Genomic DNA, 17,781 nt, shown 5'->3' with positions numbered 1-17,781 from the left:
CGCTCCCCGTCAGAAGTTGATCATGTGGCCGGCCAGGCCGTGGATGGCTTCCTGCAGCGCCTCCGAGAGCGTCGGATGGGTATGCACGTTGCGGGTCAGCTCGTTGACGGTCAGATCCCACTTCTGGGCCAGCGTCAGCTCGGGCAGCAGCTCGGAGACGTCGGGTCCGATGAGGTGCCCACCGATCAGCTCGCCGTACTTGGTGTCGGCGATCAGCTTGACGAAGCCCGTCGGATCGGCCAGTCCGTGCGCCTTGCCGTTGGCGGTGAAGGGGAACTTCGCGACCTTCACGTCGTACCCCTCGTCGCGCGCCTGCTCTTCGGTGAGCCCGAAGCTGGCCACCTGCGGCTGGCAGAACGTGGCGCGCGGCATCATCCGGTAGTCGCCGAGGGTCAGCGTCTCCGCGCCGGCGATGGTCTCGGCGGCCACCACGCCCTGGGCCTCGGCGACATGGGCGAGCTGCAGCTTGCTGGTGACATCGCCGATGGCGTAGATGTGCGGCACGCTGGTGCGCATGTGGTCATCGATATCGATGGCCTTGCGCTCGGTGAGCGCGACCCCGGTGTTGTCCAGGCCGTAGCCCTCGATGTTGGGGGCGAAACCGATGGCCTGGAGCACCTTGTCGGCCTTTAGCTCCTCGGTCTTGCCGTCCTTGCTGACGGTGACGGTGACCTCGTCGCCCGAATCCTCGATGGACTCGACCTTGGTGCCGGTCAGGATCTTCACGCCCAGCTTCTTGTACTGCTTCTCGATCTCCTTGGAGACCTCGACGTCCTCGTTGGGCAGCGCGCGCGGAAGGAACTCGACGATGGTGACGTCGACGCCGTAGTTCTTCATCACGTAGGCGAACTCCATGCCGATGGCACCGGCGCCGGCGATGATGATCGAGGAGGGCAGCTCGCGGGTCATGATCTGCTTCTCGTAGGTGACGACGTTCTCGGACAACGAGGTGCCCGGCACCAGCCGCACCGACGAACCGGTGGCGATGATGGCGTTGTCGAAGGTGACCTGCTCGGTGCCGCCCTCGTTGAGGTCGACGGTGATGCTGTTGGCATCGGTGAACTTGCCGTAGCCGTGGATCTCGGTGATCTTGTTCTTCTTCATCAGGAAGTGCACACCGGCCACGCGGCCGTCGGCGACCTTGCGGCTGCGGTCGAAGGCTGCACCGAAGTCGAAGCTCGCCTCCCCGCTGATGCCGAAGGTCTTGGCTTCCTTGGTGAAGATGTGCGCCAGTTCGGCATTGCGCAGCAGCGCCTTGGACGGGATGCACCCGACGTTCAGACAGACACCGCCCCAGTACTTGGGTTCGATGATCGCGGTGTTGAGACCGAGTTGGGCGGCGCGGATGGCAGCCACGTATCCGCCCGGGCCGGCTCCGAGTACGACGACGTCATAGTGGGTCACGACACCAGCTTATCGCCGTTGCCGATCCGGCCGGATGGCGACCGCGATTGGTTGACAGGCAAGATGGGTACGTTCAGTCGAGCAAAAACCCATCCGGGTCTCGGGCTGTACCGAATACCTTGAGATGTGCCGCTCTTCGACCAGGAAGTTGAATCCCATGGCCAAGAACATGACCCCGCACTTTGAGGACGTCCAGGCACATTACGACCTGTCAGACGAGTTTTTCCGGCTGTTCCTCGATCCCACGCAGACCTACAGCTGCGCCTACTTCGAGCGTCCGGACATGACGCTGGAAGAGGCCCAGCTCGCGAAGATAGATCTTTCCCTCGGCAAACTCGGCCTCCAGCCCGGCATGACGCTGCTCGATATCGGTTGCGGCTGGGGTGCCACCCTGCGCCGGGCCGTCGAGCGGTATGACGTCAACGTCATCGGCCTGACCCTGTCGAAGAACCAGGCCGAGCACGTGCAGCGCAGCTTCGATGCCATGGACTCCGCCCGCGAGCGCCGGGTGATGCTGCAGGGCTGGGAACAGTTCAACGAGCCGGTGGACCGGATCGTCTCGATCGGCGCGTTCGAGCATTTCGGTTTCGACCGCTACCAGGACTTCTTCCGGATGACCTATGAAGCGCTGCCCGCCGATGGCGTCATGATGCTGCACAGCATCTGCAACTTCAGCCGCGAAGCCGTGCAGGCCAAAGGCATCCCGCTGACGATGGATGGGGTCCGTTTCGCGAAGTTCATCGCCGAGGAGATCTTCCCTGGCGGTCGGCTGCCGACCAGCGAGATGGTGCAGGAACACGCCGCCGACGCCGGCTTCGCCCTCACCCGCGAGCATTCCCTACAGCAGCACTACGCCATCACCTTGGACCACTGGGCCGCGGCGCTGGAGCCGCGCCGCGAGGAGGCCATCGCCATCCAGTCCCAAGAGGTCTACGACCGGTACATGAAGTACCTCACCGGCTGCGCCGACCTGTTCCGCAACGGTCAGATCGACGTCGTGCAGTTCACCCTGGAAAAGGGCGCGAAAGGCTGAGCCGGCGGCCCGCCCAACCCATACGCCATCGCCGCTCGGGCGGCCAGGAAGGCAGTTCATGCCCAAGGATCTGACCCCGCACTTCGCCGACGTCCAGGCCCATTACGACCTGTCCGACGAGTTCTTCCGGCTTTTTCTCGACCCCACGCAGACCTACAGCTGCGCCTACTTCGAGCGTGATGACATGACGCTGGAGGAGGCCCAGCTCGCCAAGATCGACCTCGCACTCGGCAAGTTGGGCCTGCAACCGGGTATGACACTGCTCGATATCGGCTGCGGCTGGGGTGCCACCATGCGCCGCGCCGTGGAGAAATACGACGTCAACGTCATCGGCCTGACGCTGTCCAAGAACCAGGCCGAGCACGTGCAGCGCAGCTTCGATGCCATGGACTCCGCCCGCGAGCGCCGCGTGTTGCTGCAGGGCTGGGAACAGTTCGACGAACCCGTAGACCGCATCGTGTCGATCGGGGCGTTCGAGCACTTCGGCTTCGACCGCTACCCGGATTTCTTCCGGATGACCCGCGAGGCCCTGCCCGACGACGGCGTCATGCTGCTGCACACCATCTGCGCGTTCAACCCGGCGAAAGCGAAGGAAGCGGGCATTCCCGTCACCTTCGAGCTCGCGCGGTTCGTGAAGTTCATCATCACCGAGATATTTCCCGGCGGTCGGCTCCCGTCGGTCGAGATGGTCGAGGAGGTCTCGGCGGCCGGTGGCTTCGAGCTCACCCGGCGACAGTCGCTGCAGCCGCACTATGCGCTCACGCTGGACCGGTGGGCGGAGGCCCTCGCCGCCCACCGCGAGCAGGCGATCGAGATCCAGTCCGAAGAGGTCTACGACCGCTACATGAAGTACCTCACCGGCTGCGCCGAGACATTCCGCAAACGGCAGACCGATGTCGTGCAGTTCACGTTGCGCAAGCGCTCCACCTGACCGACAGCGTGATGTGCGGAAAAGTTCAGCGCGGAGCTGAGGGCAGCGGGCAGGCTTCGGCCGCTTCGGACACGATCCGGGTATCCCGGTCGTCCGGCCGTTCGCCCGCCTCGTAGCGGGCGCCGGTGATCGGCGGGCGCGCCTCCAGTTCGGCGAGTTCGGAGTCGGTGAAGACCCGCCCACGGCTGAGGAAGCGTTTGCCCTCCGGTGACTCGAGGCTGAATCCACTGCCCCGGCCTGGCACGACATCGATGATCAATTGGGTGTGTTTCCAGACGTCGAACTGCGGTCCGGAGATCCACACCGGCACCCCGGTCCCGACATCAAGCACGGCCAGCAGGATGTCGCGATCACCGACGATGAAATCGCCCTCCGGGTAACACATCGGCGATGAACCGTCACAACAACCACCGGACTGGTGAAACATCAACGCCCCGTGCTGGTTCTGCAAGGTGGCGAGCAGATCGGCGGCCGGTGCGGTGATGAGGGCTCGGCTGGTCATATCTCAACGCTACGCGCAGGGTATGAATGTCTGTGTGACTTCTGCCGACTCCCCCGCCGATCCGTACCTATGGCTCGAAGACGTCACCGGCGACGCCGCCCTGGACTGGGTTCGCAGCCACAACGAACCGACCCTGGCGCAGCTGGGTGACGACGAATTCGAGGCGATGCGCGCCGAGGCCCTCGAGGTCCTCGACACCGATGCCCGCATCCCCTATGTCCGCCGGCGCGGGAAGTATCTCTACAACTTCTGGCGCGATGAGACCAACCCGCGTGGGTTGTGGCGGCGCACGACGCTGGAGAGCTACCGCACCGAGCAGCCGGACTGGGACGTCGTCATCGACGTGGATGAACTCGCCCGCACCGACGACACCAACTGGGTGTGGGCCGGTGCCGATGTCATCGAACCCGACCACAGCCTGGCCCTGATCAGCCTGTCCCGGGGCGGGGCGGACGCCGTCGTGGTGCGCGAATTCGACATGCGCACACGTGCATTCGTCCCCGGCGGTTTCGAGCTGCCGGAGGCCAAGACCCAGATCAGCTGGGAGGACGAAGACACCCTGCTGGTCGGCACCGACTTCGGCGAAGGCTCGTTGACCGACTCGGGCTATGCTCGGTTGGTCAAGCGCTGGCGACGCGGTACCCCGCTCGCCGATGCGGTCCAGGTCTACGCGGGCGAGCGGACCGACGTCATCGTCGCGGCGTCGGTGGACCGCACACCCGGCTACCAGCGCACCTTGATCAGCCGCGCGGTCGACTTCTTCAATGACGAGATCTACGAGCTGCGCGGCGAGCAGCTGGTGCGCATCGACGCGCCGACCGACGCCTCACTGTCGGTGCATCGCGGCTGGCTGCTGATCGAGCTGCGCACCGACTGGGACAACTACCGCGCGGGTTCGCTGCTGGCCGCCGATTACGACGAGTTTGTCTCCGGCACAAAGAATCTCACCGTCGTCTTCGAGCCCGACGAGCGCACCAGCCTGCACCAGTACTCATGGACCCGCGACAAGCTGGTGCTGGTCACGCTGGCCGATGTGGCCAGCCACGTGCAGATCGTCACGCCGGGGACGTGGACCGCGGTCGACCTGGCCGGCGTGCCACCCAACACCAACACCGTCATCGCGGGGGCAGACTCCGACGGCGACGAAATCTTCCTGGACTCAAGCGGATTCCTGACACCATCGCAGTTGCTGCACGGCACGGCCGACGGACCGGTCAGCCCGATCAAGGCGGCGCCCGGGTTCTTCGACACCACCGGACTGCAGGTCAGTCAACACTTCGCGACCTCGGCCGATGGCACCTCCATTCCCTATTTCGTGGTCGGTCGCCCCGGCGCGGCCGGGCCGACGCTGCTGGGCGGGTACGGCGGATTCGAGGTGTCGCGCACGCCAGGATACGACGGTGTGCTCGGTCGGTTGTGGCTCGCCCGCGGCGGCACCTATGTCCTGGCCAATATCCGCGGCGGCGGTGAGTACGGGCCGGGTTGGCATACCCAGGCCATGCGCGAGGGCAGGCATCTGGTCGACGAGGACTTCGCGGCGGTGGCCGCCGATCTGGTCGCACGCGGGGTCACCACGGTGGATCGCCTCGGCGCTCAGGGCGGCAGCAACGGCGGATTGCTGATGGGCATCATGCTGACCCGATACCCGGATCGGTTCGGCGCCCTGGTCTGCAGTGTCCCGCTGCTGGACATGAAGCGTTTTCATCTGTTGTTGGCCGGTGCATCCTGGATGGCCGAGTACGGTAATCCCGACGATCCCGGGGACTGGGAGTTCATCTCCAAATACTCGCCCTATCAGAATATCTCGGCCGATCGGACGTACCCGCCGATCCTGATCACCACGTCGACCCGCGATGATCGCGTGCATCCGGGGCATGCACGCAAGATGACCGCGGCACTGGAAGAGGCCGGGCACCCGGTGAGCTACTACGAGAACATCGAGGGCGGCCATGGCGGGGCGGCGGACAACTCGCAGGCGGCGTTCCGCTCGGCGCTGATCTACCGCTATCTGTGGCAGACCATCGGCAACTAGGCTGGCGCCGATGTCCGGGCTCACGGTGTTCAAGCGCTACCTCGTCATCCAGTCGATGACGCTGGTGTGTGGCATCGTCGGGCCGATCTTCCTGTTCGTCTACTTCGCGGCCCAACCCGATGCCACGATCAAGTGGATGTACTGGGCCGGGCTGTTGGTCACCGTCGCCGACATCCTCATCGCGCTCGGGATCACCGAGGCGCTCACCCGTCGCTCTGACGCATAACGTATCCGCGCAGCGCAGCGCTTCCGTACGCTGATGCCCATGAGCCGGCTATCGAGCGTCGATGCAGCCTTCTGGTTCGCTGAAACCAACGGTTGGCATATGCATATCGGCGCCTGTGCGGTGTGTGATCCAACGGACGCACCGGATTTCACCTTCGAGAGGGTCCGCGATCTGGTCGCCAGCCGGTTGCCAGAGTTGCCGCAGCTGCGGTGGCGGGTGACCGGGTCTCCGATGGGATTGGACCGGCCGTGGTTCGTCGAGGACGACGACCTGGATATCGATTTCCACATCCGGCGGATCGCGGTGCCCGCACCCGGCGGCCGCAAGGAATTCGACGAGCTCGCCGGGCGGCTGATGTCCTACAAGCTCGACCGGTCCAAGCCGCTGTGGGAACTGTGGTGGATCGAGGGTCTTCGGGACGGGCGCGTCGCGATCATCACCAAGATGCATCACGCCGTCGTCGACGGTGTCTCCGGTGCGGGTCTGACCGAGATCCTCTTCGACGTCACGCCCGAGCCCCGCCCGCCGGCCGTCGACGTGGACGGTTCCCTGGTCGGCAAGCGGCTGCCGCGACCGGAGCTGCAGCTGATCAACGATCTGATCAACATCGGTGTGAAGACGCCATACCGGATCGCCCGCCTGGTCGAACAGACGGTGCGCCAACAGATCGCGGTGCGCAACATCGACAACAAGCCGCCACGCTATTTCGATTCTCCGACTGTCCGATTCAACGCCCCGATCTCGCCGCACCGACGGGTCGCCGGGGCCCGGGTGCCACTGGACCGGGTGAAGAAGGTCAAGGAGGCCTACGGGGTCAAGCTCAACGATGTCGTCCTTGCGCTGGTTTCCGGGGCGATGCGCGACTATCTCAAGGAGCGCGACGAGCTACCGGACAAATCGCTGGTGTCCCAGGTGCCGGTGTCCACCCGCACCGATGCCGACAATGCCGTGGGCAACCAGGTGTCGGCGATGACCGTCGTCCTGGCCAGCGATATCGCCGATCCGGCCGAACGGATCAAGAAGATCTACGCCTACACCCAGGGCGCCAAGGAGATGGCCAAGGCGCTGACGGCCAACCAGATCATGGGTTATACCGAGACAACGCCACCCGGCCTGCTGGCACTGGCGTCCCGCGCCTATGCGGCCAGTGGGATCGGCAGTTCGATCGCGCCGATGAACGTGGTGATCAGCAATGTGCCGGGGCCGCCGTTTCCGCTGTACCTGGCGGGGGCGAAGGTCGAGAGCCTGATGCCGCTGGGGCCGTTGCTGTTCGACGTGGCGCTCAACGTCACGTGCTTCAGTTACTGCGACTCGGTCGATTTCGGGTTCATCACCACCCCGGAGGTGGCGGCGGACATCCACAAGATGGCCGATCTGATCGAACCGGCGCTCTACGACCTGGAGGTGGGCGCCGGTCTGGCCGAACCACGACCGGGTAAGCGGGTGCCGCCCCGCGGACGCCGGTGAGCGTCACCGTTTCCGGTTGACCGGCACCTCTTCGCGACGAGCTCCCCCGAGTCCGCTGAGCAGGGACACGATGATGCCGATGATCACGACGCCGCCGCTGATGGTCAGCGTGAGGTTGAGCCAGACATGCATGCCGGAGATGGCGTGCTCGACCATGACCTCGGCGATCTCGCGGATGTTGCCGGTGGTGCGGTCCAGCGCGGTGTCGACGTAACGGCGGCCGATCTCGATACCGGCCCAGCCGGCCGCACCGACAAGCAGGCCCGAAACCCCGAGCGCCCCAAGCATTTTGCCCCGCCGACGTGATGCAGCGAGGGTGAGCAACGCGAACACCCCGGTCAGCACCGCCACCCCGATGCTCGCCCACGGCCCCCACACCGCGGCGGGGCGCAGCTGTCCGGGACGCAGCCCGCCGGAGGCATCCTCGGTGATCGCCACCTGCAGATCCTGCGGTGGCTGCACACCGAAATCGGCCAGCGTCTGGCGGATCGAACCGTCGTCGAGCATCGGGGACAGGTCCACCACCCACCGGCCCTGCGCGTCGTCGGTGAACAGCCAGCGGTGTGCGACCCGGTTTATCGCGCCGAACTGTCCGGGGAACACGTCGCTGGAGGTGTACCCGTTGGCGGCGGCGCCGATCAAGGTCGCCTGGGTGCCCGAGGTTCCGGTCGCTGCCGTGATCCGGTCGGTCAGCTCGGCGGCCATCGGCTGCTGCAGGGCACTGTCCTTGGCCGCCGATGCCGCGAGGTCGGCATAACCGTCCTCACTGACGATGTGCTGCTGGGCCCACAGCGCGGGCAGTGTGACGACCAGCAGCGCCGTGGTCACGAGCCAGAGCAGAGCGGCCAGCAGAGAACGCATGCCGCCCCTTTCATGATCAATCCGATAGCGCGCGTCCCACGATCAGTGGATCGGGCCTGCCGACCACGTCGTAGTCCTTGTTGTCGTAGTCGAACTTACTCAGGACATGGCGCATCGCGTTGATCCTGGCGCGTTTCTTGTCGTTACTTTTCACCACGGTCCACGGCGCGGTCTCGGTGTCGGTCCAGGAGAACATGTCTTCCTTGGCCGCGGTGTAGTCGCCCCATTTGTCCAGCGATGCCAGGTCGGTCGGTGAGAGCTTCCACTGCCGGACCGGGTCCACCTGGCGGATGGTGAACCGGGTCCGCTGCTCGTTCTGGGTCACCGAGAACCACAGCTTGGTCAGGCTGATGCCGTCGTTGACCAGCATCTGCTCGAACAGCGGCGTCTGCCGGATGAACTCCGCGTGCTGCTTGGGTGTGCAGTAGCCCATCACCCGTTCGACACCGGCCCGGTTGTACCAAGACCGGTCGAAGAGCACGATCTCACCGGCGGCGGGCAGATGCTGCACGTAGCGCTGGAAGTACCACTGGGTGCGTTCCTTCTCGGTGGGCTTCTCCAGGGCGACCACCCGGGCACCGCGCGGATTGAGATGTTCCATGAACCGCTTGATGGTGCCACCCTTGCCTGCGGCGTCGCGGCCCTCGAAGACGATGACGTGCCGCAGGCCGTTGGCCTGGCTCCACTTCTGCAGCTTCAACAGTTCGATCTGCAGCAGCCGCTTCTGCTCCTCGTACTCGGCGCGGTTCATCCGCTCGGCGTAGGGATAGTTCTCCCGCCAGGTGTCGACGACGTCGCCGCTGGGCAACAGCAACAGTTCGGGGTCGTCGTCGTCATCGTCACGGACGGCGTAGCCGGCGGCATCCAGGGTCACCCGCCGAAGCTATCCACCCGGACGTACGTGACGGTGACGCCCGGGTGAACAGCAGGGGTTACTTGGCTTCGCGGCGCGGACGGATCTGAGCGAACTTGGTCATCAACTTGTTGCCGCGGGCCAGCGCCTTGACGGTGTGGTTGTAGTAATTGCTGCCTGCCCCCGCCGCGGTACGCGGCACGACGACCGTCTCCTGACGGCAGAACTTGCGCACCCCGTCGAGCCCGCCGAACCGCGCGCCGATCCCCGAGGTCTTCCAGCCACCCATCGGAGCGGTCGGCAGCATCAGGTTGGAGATCACGTCGTTGACGTTGACCGCCCCGCACTCCAGTTGGACGGCCACATCCTCGGCCCGCTCAACGTCCTTGGAGAACACCGAGGCACTCAGACCGTAGGGGCTGTCGTTGGCCAGCCGGACCGCCTCGCCGACCGAGGACACCTTCATGATCGGCAGTGTCGGCCCGAAGGTCTCCTCGGTCATGCACAGCATCGAATGGTCGACGTCGACGAGCACCGTGGGTGGGTAGAAGCTGCCCTTGCCCTCCGGGCGCTTGCCGCCGGTGAGCGCCTTGGCGCCCTTGGCCAGTGCGTCGTCGACATGGCGCGCGGTGACGGCGACCTGCGAGTCGTCGATCAGGGCACCGAAGTCGAAACCAGCGCCCGCACCCATCTTCAGGTTCTCCACGGCCTTGACGACCGCCGCGACGAACTGGTCGTAGACCGAGTCCATGACATATACCCGCTCTACCGAGACGCAGGTCTGCCCGGCATTGAACATCGCCCCCCACACCGCGGCGTTGGCCGCCAGCGCGATATCGGCATCATCGAGGACGATCATCGGGTCCTTACCGCCGAGTTCCAGGCTGACCGGGGTGAGCCGGCGAGCGGCCCGCTCCATCACCTTGACGCCGGTGGCGCTCGATCCGGTGAACTGGATGTAGTCGGAAGTGTCGATGACCGCCTCGGCAACCTCGCGCGCACCCTGGGCCAGAGCGAGCACCTCGGGGGCGCCACAGTCGATCCAGCCGCGCAGCAGCACCTCGGCGGTCAAGGGCGTGCGCTCGGACGGCTTCAGCAGGACCGCACAACCGGCGGCCAGCGCGCCCACGGCGTCCATCAGGGCATTGGCGACGGGATAGTTCCACGGCGCGATGATGCCGACGACCGCCCGTGGCCGGTAATGGACGGCAATCTTCTTCACCGACAGGAAGGGCAGCGGGGCGGGACGGGGATCGGGCGCCATCGCCTTCTCCACCGTCTTGATGTAGTAGGAGAGGATGATGCTGATCAGCAACACCTCCTGAGCGGCATCGGTCGTCGATTTGCCGGTCTCGGCAATCAGCAGCCGCTCGATTTCGTCACGGTGTTCGTCGAGCCACACGGCGTAGCGGGCCAGCACCTTGGCCCGGCCCTTGGCGCCGCGCGCCTCCCAGCCCTGTTGGGCTTCGCGCAGGCCGGCGGCGATCTGGGGCACATCGGCGGGATTGGTCCAGCGCACCTGGCCCGCGACCGCACCGGTTGCTGGATTCAGGATGGTCGACACGTCGGAACGGTCTGCTGTTGCAGTCATAGCCACATGCTAGACCGGGGCTGTGACCTATCTCGCACCGGGGTTGACACCTGTCAAGTTCGGTCAGTCCTGGAGGAGGGTGCCGCGGATGTACTTGGCCTGACCGAGATGCTGGGCACAGTCGTCGACGATGCTCACCAGTCGGGCGGAGGCCGTCACCGGCGGGTCCCATCCGTCGTCCACGATGCGCGCCAACTCGGCGTCATCGACGGTCGCGATGTACTCCAGACTCATCTTGTGCACGGCGTGGTAGTAGCCGGCGAGCAGATCGGCAGGCGCACGCACCTTCGCCACCTCATCCGGCGTGTGCCCGTAGCCCATATCGTTGCCGGGCAGGTCGAGCGCGAACCGTTCCCGCCACCCGTCGCGGGTCCAGATCTGCTCGGTGCCGGCGATATCGCACACCTGCAGATCCTGTCCTCGCGCGCTGTGCCACACCAACCAGGCGATGCTGTTGGCGCCCGCGACCGGCTGCCAGGACGAGACCTCGTCGGACAACCCGTCGGTCACCTCGTCGACATGCTCGATGAGCCGGGTGAAGGCGTCGCGCAGCAATTCCCTCGCAGCATCAGACATATCGGGAAGGTACCCGGGGCGCGCCCGCCCTAAGCGGCCCCGTGGAATACGGCCTCGACGTTGTTGCCGTCCGGGTCGCGGACGAACGCCCCGAAGTAGCCGGGGTGATACTCGGGCCACAGCCGCGGTGCGTGTAGCGACTCCGCACCGGCCTCCACTGCCGCGTCGTAGAACGCACGCACCCCGTCGGTGTCGGCGGCCTGGAATGCGATATGCGTCTCCCGGTTGGGGCCCGTCGCCTCCCCCGAGTTCATATCCGCGATCCAGAAGTCTGGCTTGCCCTCGACGCCGTAGCCGATCGCGACATCGAAATCCATCTGCCTGGTGAACCCCAGCACGCCGAGCACCTTGTCGTAGAAGGCCTTCGACCGCTCCCAATCCGCACAGTTGATTCCAAAGTGATCTATCACGTGGTGACCGTACATTCGAGGTATGACATACGAGGGCGACGCGAAGACATTCGATCTCGTCATCCGGGGCGGCACCATCGTCGACGGGTTGGGCGGTGAGCCCTATGTCGGGGACATCGCCATCGCCGACGGCGCCATCCGCGCGATCGGTGCCGTCGACGCCCCCGGCGATCGTGAGATCGATGCCACCGGGTTGCACGTCACGCCCGGATTCGTCGACCTGCACACCCATTACGACGGGCAGGCCATCTGGAGTGACCGCATGACACCGTCCTCGGCGCACGGTGTCACCACCGCGGTGATGGGCAACTGCGGCGTCGGGTTCGCGCCGTGCCGGCCCGAGGACCACGACACGCTGGTCGACGTGATGGCCGGTGTCGAGGACATCCCGGGCGTGGTCATGGTCGACGGCCTGCCCTGGACCTGGGAGACCTTCCCGGAGTTCCTCGACGCCCTCGATTCGCGACAGCGCGATATCGATGTCGCCGCCTTCCTGCCACACTCCCCGTTGCGGGTCTACGTGATGGGCAGGCGCGGGGTCGACCGCGAGCTCCCGACCCCCGAGGACCTGGCCATGATGCGCAAGCTGGCCGAGGAGGCCGTCCGCGCCGGCGCCGTCGGATTCGCCTCGTCACGACTGACGCTGCACAAAACCGCCGGCGGACAACCTATTCCGAGTTACGAGGCGCAGCACGCCGAGATCGAGGCCATCGCCCGCGGCGTCGATGACGCCGGTGGCGGACTGCTGCAGTTCGTGCCCGACCTGATGGCCGGCGACTACGAGGGTGCGCTGAAGGCCGTCTTCGACGTCGCCGCCGACGTCGGCTTGCCGGTGACGTTCACGCTCGCGATCGGCAACGCCGGCCCGCCGCTGCATCTCGATGCACTGCGGATGGTCGAGAAGGCCAATGCGCAAGCAGGCCCAGCTGGACCTTTGGTGACCGGCCAGATCTTCCCGCGCCCCATCGGCCTGGTGCTGGGCCTGGAGCTGTCGGGCAATCCGTTCGTGATGTACCCGTCCTACCGGGAGATCGCCGACCTACCACTGGACGAGCGTGTCGCGCGGATGCGTCGACCCGAGGTGCGCAAGCGCATCCTGACCGACACACCGGCCTCCGACGGACACCCGTTGATGTTCGCCGCCCAGGCCTGGGACTACATGTACCCACTCGGCGATCCACCCAATTACGAACCCTCGCCGCAGGATTCGATCGGCGCACGGGCCAGGGCCCGCGGTGTCGACCCGCTCGAAGAAGCCTATGACCGACTGCTCGACGACGACGGGCACGCCATGCTGTTGGTGACGCTGGCCAACTTCCGCGACAATTCACTGGACACCGTCGCCGAACTGATCCAGCGCGATGACATCGTCCTGGGCCTCGGCGACGGCGGCGCCCATTACGGGATGATCTGCGACGCAAGCTTTCCCACTTATATGCTGACGCACTGGGTGCGCGACAGGCCCACCGGCCGGCTGCCGTTGCCGCAGGTGATCCGCGAGCTGACATCGGTACCCGCCCGGATCGCCGGGATGGCCGACCGCGGCCAGCTCGCGGTCGGCTACAAGGCCGATGTGAACATCCTCGACACCGCCGCCATGCGGTTGCACCGCCCGACCGTCAAGGCCGATCTGCCTGCCGGCGGTCGCCGACTCGACCAGTCCGCCGAGGGGTACGTTGCGACCATCGTGTCCGGAGAGATCATCGCCGAGCACGGTGTGCCTACGGCGGCCCGGCCCGGGCGACTGGTCCGCGGCCGTCAGAAGGCGCCGACAACATGAGCGTGAAGGTCGATCTGGACAAGCTCGCCGAGACCCTTGCCGATTTTCCGTTCGGCTATCTGATCACCGTCGGTGACGATTTCCGCGCGCACACCGTGGCCGTCGCCCCGGTCCTCGCCGACGGTGTCTTCACCATCGGGCCGCTGGGCAACACCACCCGCCGCAATGCGCGATCGCATGAGGCCGTCACCGTGTTGTGGCCGCCCCGCGAGCCGACCGGGTACTCGCTGATCGTCGACGGCACTGCCGAGGTCACCGAGGACGGTGTGCGCCTGACGCCCACTCGCGCGGTGCTGCACCGAAGTGCGATCGAGCCCCGCGCCGGCACCGACCCCGGCGGCCTGCACGACTGCGTCCCGCTCAAACACTGAGTTATCCACAGGGTGACGGTGGGGGCTGTCGCGCGGCCCCGGGGTGAGCTGAGATCGGAGCGTGGCCGGAATCGAGCGTGCCCTCGCCGCGAACGGCGGGGTGCTGTCGGTGGCGCAATTGCGGGCGGCTGGGGTAGCGCCACCGCCGACCTGGATGCGGCTGCGGCGCGGTTGGTACGCCGGCCCGACCGCGGATCCGCAGGTTGTCCGCGCCGTATCGGCCGGCGGCGTCCTCGGCTGCACCTCGGCGTTGCGCCTGGGTCGAGTCTGGATCCTCGATCCGGCGCTACACGTGCGCTATTCCAAACGTGCGCGCCGCCCGGGCGTGCGATCCTGCCACCCCTACCGCCTCGACCCACCGATCCGCGCCGCCGTCGACCCGGTCGACATCGCAGTGGCCTCGGCGGCCAATTGCCTCGACGCCGAGCAGCTCGTCATCGTGTTGGACTCGATGCTGAACAAGCGGATGATCGAGATGGCCGACGCGAGGTCGATCGTCGCGGCATCCCCTCTTGCGCGCCTGAACCTCGCCGAGCGATGTGACGCACGCAGTGAGTCGGGAACCGAGACGATCATCCGATTACGGCTGCGCGCCCTCGGCATCCGGCTCCGGACCCAGGTGGACATTCCCGGTGTCGGTCGGGTCGACTTTCTCGTGGGCCGGCGACTCATCATCGAAGCGGACAGCCGCGAGCACCATCTCCCGAACTACCAGAACGACCGGACCAGGGACAGGGTCGCAACGAGCCTGGGGTTCTTGGTGATTCGGCTGACCTATGAGGATGTTGTCTACCGCTGGGACGTGGTGGTCGAAGACATCCTGGCCGTCATCCGCCGCCGCGTGCATCGCGGCCCGACGCAATGTTCCGCTGACAGCGGCGTCGTGGATATATAGGCACGACGGCGCTGTCAGGCGAACATTGGAAAAGCCCGGCCCCGCGAACGGGACCGGGCTTTCCGAAACAACTGGACTTAGAAGTCCATACCGCCCATGCCACCGGTCGGGTCGCCCGCAGGTGCGGCGGCCTTCTCCGGCTTGTCGGCGACGACGGCCTCGGTGGTGAGGAACAGCGCCGCGATGGACGCCGCGTTCTGCAGCGCCGAGCGGGTGACCTTGACCGGGTCGGCAACGCCGGCGGCCAGCAGGTCCTCGTACACGTTGGTCGCGGCGTTCAGGCCGTGACCGGCTTCCAGGTTCGACACCTTCTCGGCGACGACGCCCGGCTCGAGACCACCGTTGAAGGCGATCTGCTTCAGCGGAGCCGACAGCGCGACGCGCACGATGTTGGCACCGGTCGCCTCGTCACCCTCGAGCTTCAGCTCGTCGAGGGCCGGAGCCGACTGCAGCAGGGCCACGCCACCACCGGCGACGATGCCCTCTTCGACGGCAGCCTTCGCATTGCGGACGGCGTCCTCGATGCGGTGCTTGCGCTCCTTGAGCTCCACCTCGGTGGCAGCGCCGGCCTTGATGACGGCAACGCCACCGGCCAGCTTGGCCAGGCGCTCCTGCAGCTTCTCGCGGTCGTAATCGGAGTCGCTGTTCTCGATCTCGGCACGGATCTGGGCCACCCGGCCGGCGATGGCGTCGGAGTCACCGGCACCCTCGACGACGGTGGTCTCGTCCTTGGTGACGACGATCTTGCGGGCCTGGCCCAGCAGGGCGAGGTCAGCGGTCTCCAGCGAGAGGCCGACCTCTTCGCTGATGACCTGGCCACCGGTCAGGATCGCGATGTCCTGCAGGATCGCCTTGCGGCGGTCACCGAAGCCCGGGGCCTTGACGGCGACGGACTTGAAGGTGCCACGGATCTTGTTGACCACCAGGGTCGACAGGGCTTCGCCCTCGACGTCCTCGGCGATGATCAGCAACGGCTTGCCGGACTGGATGACCTTCTCCAGCAGCGGCAGCAGGTCCTTGACGGTCGAGACCTTGGAGCTGACCAGCAGGATGTAGGGATCCTCCAGGACGGCTTCCTGACGCTCGGCGTCGGTCACGAAGTAACCCGAGATGTAGCCCTTGTCGAAGCGCATACCCTCGGTGAGCTCCAGCTGCAGGCCGAAGGTGTTGGACTCCTCGACGGTGATGACACCCTCGTTGCCGACCTTGTCCAGCGCCTCGGCGATCAGGTCACCGATCGACTGGTCACCGGCGGAGATGCCCGCGGTGGCAGCGATCTGCTCCTTGGTCTCGACCTCTTTGGCGGTCGAGAGCAGGCGCTCGGTGACGGCCGCGACGGCCTTCTCGATGCCGCGCTTCAGGCCGAGGGGGTTGGCGCCGGCCGCGACGTTGCGCAGACCTTCGCGAACCAGGGCCTGGGCCAGCACGGTGGCGGTGGTGGTGCCGTCGCCCGCGACGTCATCGGTCTTCTTGGCGACCTCTTTGACCAGCTCGGCGCCGATCTTCTCGTACGGGTCCTCCAGCTCGATCTCCTTGGCGATGGACACACCATCGTTGGTGATCGTGGGGGCGCCCCACTTCTTCTCCAGGACGACGTTGCGGCCCTTGGGGCCCAGCGTCACCTTTACGGCGTCGGCGAGGGCGTTGAGCCCACGCTCGAGACCACGGCGGGCCTCTTCGTCATACGCAATTGTCTTGGCCATTGCGAAGTGATTCCTCCGGTTGGGAATTGCACGTCTCATTGGTCGGGTTCAGTGCCCGCGACGGACGGCGTGGGTGTGCTCCCCGCCTCACCGTCCCGACCTGGCACTCACAGATCGAGAGTGCCAAGTTCATTTTTAGCACTCGGGCATGGCGAGTGCAAGGTCACTGGCCGCCTTCGCGTTGGAAGCGGTCGTCGACGAAATCGGCGATCTCGACCGCGCCAGGAAACTCCTTGGCCTCGGTGAACGCATCGGCGATCTGCTGCTCGGAGGCCACCACGTCGGCGGAGAGCGGGACCGGCCGTTTCAGCGACCGCGTCCAGGTGATCGTGGAGGCCTGCGGGCTGATATCGGTCAGCTTCGCGTAATCGGCCGACCATCTGTCCAGATTGTCCTCGGACCACTTCGTGGCCACCGCGTAACGATCCAGGAAGTCGGCGATCGCCGCACTGACTCCCGCGTCGTCCAGTGCACCCGCCGAGGCGACCCAGAAGTTGTAGCCGTTGCCCGCGGTGTCGGCTGCCGCGATGATCCGGGCACCGATCTCCTGCTCGGCGATCGCCGTATAGGGATCCCAGACCGCCCACGCGTCGACCTCACCACGGGTCAGCGCGGCATAGCCGTCGGCGGGTGCGACGTACACCGGTTCGATATCGGAGAGTCCCAGGCCGGCCTTCTTCAGATGCAACAACAGATTGGCATTGGCAGAGCTGCCCTTGGTGACCGCGACCTTCTTGCCCTTCAGGTCGGCCACCCCCACCACCGGTGACTGCTTGGCCACCAGGATCGCGTCACCCTTCCCGGTGGCCTGCAGCGCGCCGACGAATTTGATGTCTGCGCCGGCAGCCGCCCCGAACACGCCGGGGGTATTGCCTACCTGAGCCAGGTGGATACCGCCCGCACTGGCCGCCTCCACCAGCGGCGGGCCTGCGGTGAAGGTCGAGAACTCGACCTTGTAGGGCAACGAGGCGAGCTGACCGGAAGCCTTCATCAGCACCTCGATCGAGATCGCGCGCTGGTCACCGACCTTCAGCGTCACCGTCGACAGGTCGACGGGACCCGCGGGCGCGGCCTTGTCCGAGCCGCCCGCGCAGGCCGTCAGAGCCATCATCATGGCCACCAACAGCGATGCGATCTTCACCAGAT

At 66.1% G+C, this 17,781-nt stretch carries 17 protein-coding genes; 8 read left to right on the top strand and 9 right to left on the bottom strand.

Annotated features, from left to right (window positions below):
- Positions 1-9: 9 nt before the first annotated feature.
- Positions 10-1,404, bottom strand: a complete 1,395-nt coding sequence (gene lpdA / locus IC40_RS0108030) for a dihydrolipoyl dehydrogenase (RefSeq protein ID WP_030134226.1) — start codon at positions 1,402-1,404, stop codon at positions 10-12.
- 157 nt (positions 1,405-1,561) lie between these two features.
- Between lpdA and IC40_RS0108025 the strand changes: the two genes are divergently transcribed.
- Together IC40_RS0108025 and IC40_RS0108020 are read left to right on the top strand one after the other, a co-directional pair.
- Complete coding sequence (locus IC40_RS0108025; RefSeq protein ID WP_030134225.1) at positions 1,562-2,437, top strand: cyclopropane mycolic acid synthase family methyltransferase; 876 nt, start codon at positions 1,562-1,564, stop codon at positions 2,435-2,437.
- A 58-nt stretch (positions 2,438-2,495) separates the two neighbouring features.
- Positions 2,496-3,368, top strand: coding sequence for a cyclopropane mycolic acid synthase family methyltransferase (locus tag IC40_RS0108020; RefSeq protein WP_030134224.1), 873 nt, complete (start codon positions 2,496-2,498; stop codon positions 3,366-3,368).
- Between the two features lie 25 nt (positions 3,369-3,393).
- Here the strand turns inward: IC40_RS0108020 and IC40_RS0108015 are convergent, their stop codons facing one another.
- Complete coding sequence (locus tag IC40_RS0108015; protein ID WP_030134223.1) at positions 3,394-3,870, bottom strand: DUF779 domain-containing protein; 477 nt, start codon at positions 3,868-3,870, stop codon at positions 3,394-3,396.
- 22 nt (positions 3,871-3,892) lie between these two features.
- Between IC40_RS0108015 and IC40_RS0108010 the strand changes: the two genes are divergently transcribed.
- Genes IC40_RS0108010 through IC40_RS0108000 form a run of 3 tightly spaced genes read left to right on the top strand, consistent with a single transcriptional unit; the run spans position 3,893 to position 7,595 of the window.
- Complete coding sequence (locus IC40_RS0108010) at positions 3,893-5,902, top strand: prolyl oligopeptidase family serine peptidase (protein WP_030134222.1); 2,010 nt, start codon at positions 3,893-3,895, stop codon at positions 5,900-5,902.
- A gap of 10 nt (positions 5,903-5,912) precedes the next feature.
- Complete coding sequence (locus IC40_RS0108005; protein WP_030134221.1) at positions 5,913-6,128, top strand: hypothetical protein; 216 nt, start codon at positions 5,913-5,915, stop codon at positions 6,126-6,128.
- Positions 6,129-6,167: 39 nt separating this feature from the next.
- Complete coding sequence (locus IC40_RS0108000) at positions 6,168-7,595, top strand: WS/DGAT/MGAT family O-acyltransferase (RefSeq protein ID WP_030134220.1); 1,428 nt, start codon at positions 6,168-6,170, stop codon at positions 7,593-7,595.
- Between the two features lie 3 nt (positions 7,596-7,598).
- Here IC40_RS0108000 and IC40_RS0107995 read toward each other — a convergent pair whose 3' ends face one another.
- The 5 genes from IC40_RS0107995 to IC40_RS0107975 form a co-directional block, all read right to left on the bottom strand.
- A complete protein-coding gene (locus tag IC40_RS0107995) occupies positions 7,599-8,456 on the bottom strand; it encodes a hypothetical protein (RefSeq protein WP_030134219.1) in 858 nt (285 codons plus the stop codon).
- Positions 8,457-8,472: 16 nt separating this feature from the next.
- Positions 8,473-9,330, bottom strand: coding sequence for a polyphosphate kinase 2 (gene ppk2, locus IC40_RS0107990; protein ID WP_030134218.1), 858 nt, complete (start codon positions 9,328-9,330; stop codon positions 8,473-8,475).
- Positions 9,331-9,388: 58 nt separating this feature from the next.
- Positions 9,389-10,900: an aldehyde dehydrogenase family protein gene (locus tag IC40_RS0107985; RefSeq protein WP_030134217.1), complete on the bottom strand. Its 1,512-nt coding sequence runs from the start codon at positions 10,898-10,900 to the stop codon at positions 9,389-9,391.
- A gap of 63 nt (positions 10,901-10,963) precedes the next feature.
- Positions 10,964-11,476, bottom strand: a complete 513-nt coding sequence (locus tag IC40_RS0107980; RefSeq protein ID WP_030134216.1) for a mycothiol transferase — start codon at positions 11,474-11,476, stop codon at positions 10,964-10,966.
- A 29-nt stretch (positions 11,477-11,505) separates the two neighbouring features.
- The gene (locus tag IC40_RS0107975) at positions 11,506-11,886 is read right to left on the bottom strand and encodes a VOC family protein (protein ID WP_030134215.1); all 381 of its coding nucleotides are present in this window, start codon (positions 11,884-11,886) and stop codon (positions 11,506-11,508) included.
- A gap of 22 nt (positions 11,887-11,908) precedes the next feature.
- Here IC40_RS0107975 and IC40_RS0107970 point away from each other — a divergent pair, with 22 nt between their 5' ends.
- The 3 genes from IC40_RS0107970 to IC40_RS0107960 all read left to right on the top strand — a co-directional run bounded on the left by IC40_RS0107970 (position 11,909) and on the right by IC40_RS0107960 (position 14,932).
- Entirely contained in the window at positions 11,909-13,666 is a 1,758-nt protein-coding gene (locus IC40_RS0107970; protein WP_030134214.1) for an N-acyl-D-amino-acid deacylase family protein, read from the top strand.
- A complete protein-coding gene (locus IC40_RS0107965) occupies positions 13,663-14,037 on the top strand; it encodes a pyridoxamine 5'-phosphate oxidase family protein (RefSeq protein ID WP_030134213.1) in 375 nt (124 codons plus the stop codon). Before IC40_RS0107970 ends, IC40_RS0107965 begins: the two co-directional genes overlap by 4 nt.
- Before the next feature lie 61 nt (positions 14,038-14,098).
- Positions 14,099-14,932, top strand: coding sequence for an endonuclease domain-containing protein (locus IC40_RS0107960; RefSeq protein ID WP_030134212.1), 834 nt, complete (start codon positions 14,099-14,101; stop codon positions 14,930-14,932).
- Positions 14,933-15,009: 77 nt separating this feature from the next.
- On the opposite strand, the gene groL is transcribed toward IC40_RS0107960, so the two are convergent.
- Positions 15,010-16,635 (bottom strand): chaperonin GroEL, encoded by a 1,626-nt coding sequence (gene groL / locus IC40_RS0107955; protein ID WP_030134211.1) that lies wholly within the window; start codon positions 16,633-16,635, stop codon positions 15,010-15,012.
- A 163-nt stretch (positions 16,636-16,798) separates the two neighbouring features.
- Positions 16,799-17,749 (bottom strand): ABC transporter substrate-binding protein, encoded by a 951-nt coding sequence (locus IC40_RS0107950; RefSeq protein WP_042509632.1) that lies wholly within the window; start codon positions 17,747-17,749, stop codon positions 16,799-16,801.
- Positions 17,750-17,781: the final 32 nt, after the last annotated feature.

This window comes from Mycolicibacterium neoaurum ATCC 25795, assembly GCF_000691525.1.
In the GTDB taxonomy this organism is placed as follows: Bacteria; Actinomycetota; Actinomycetes; order Mycobacteriales; family Mycobacteriaceae; genus Mycobacterium; species Mycobacterium neoaurum.
Note: the sequence above shows the minus strand (reverse complement) of the source record. Positions and strands in the feature narration are given on the sequence as shown.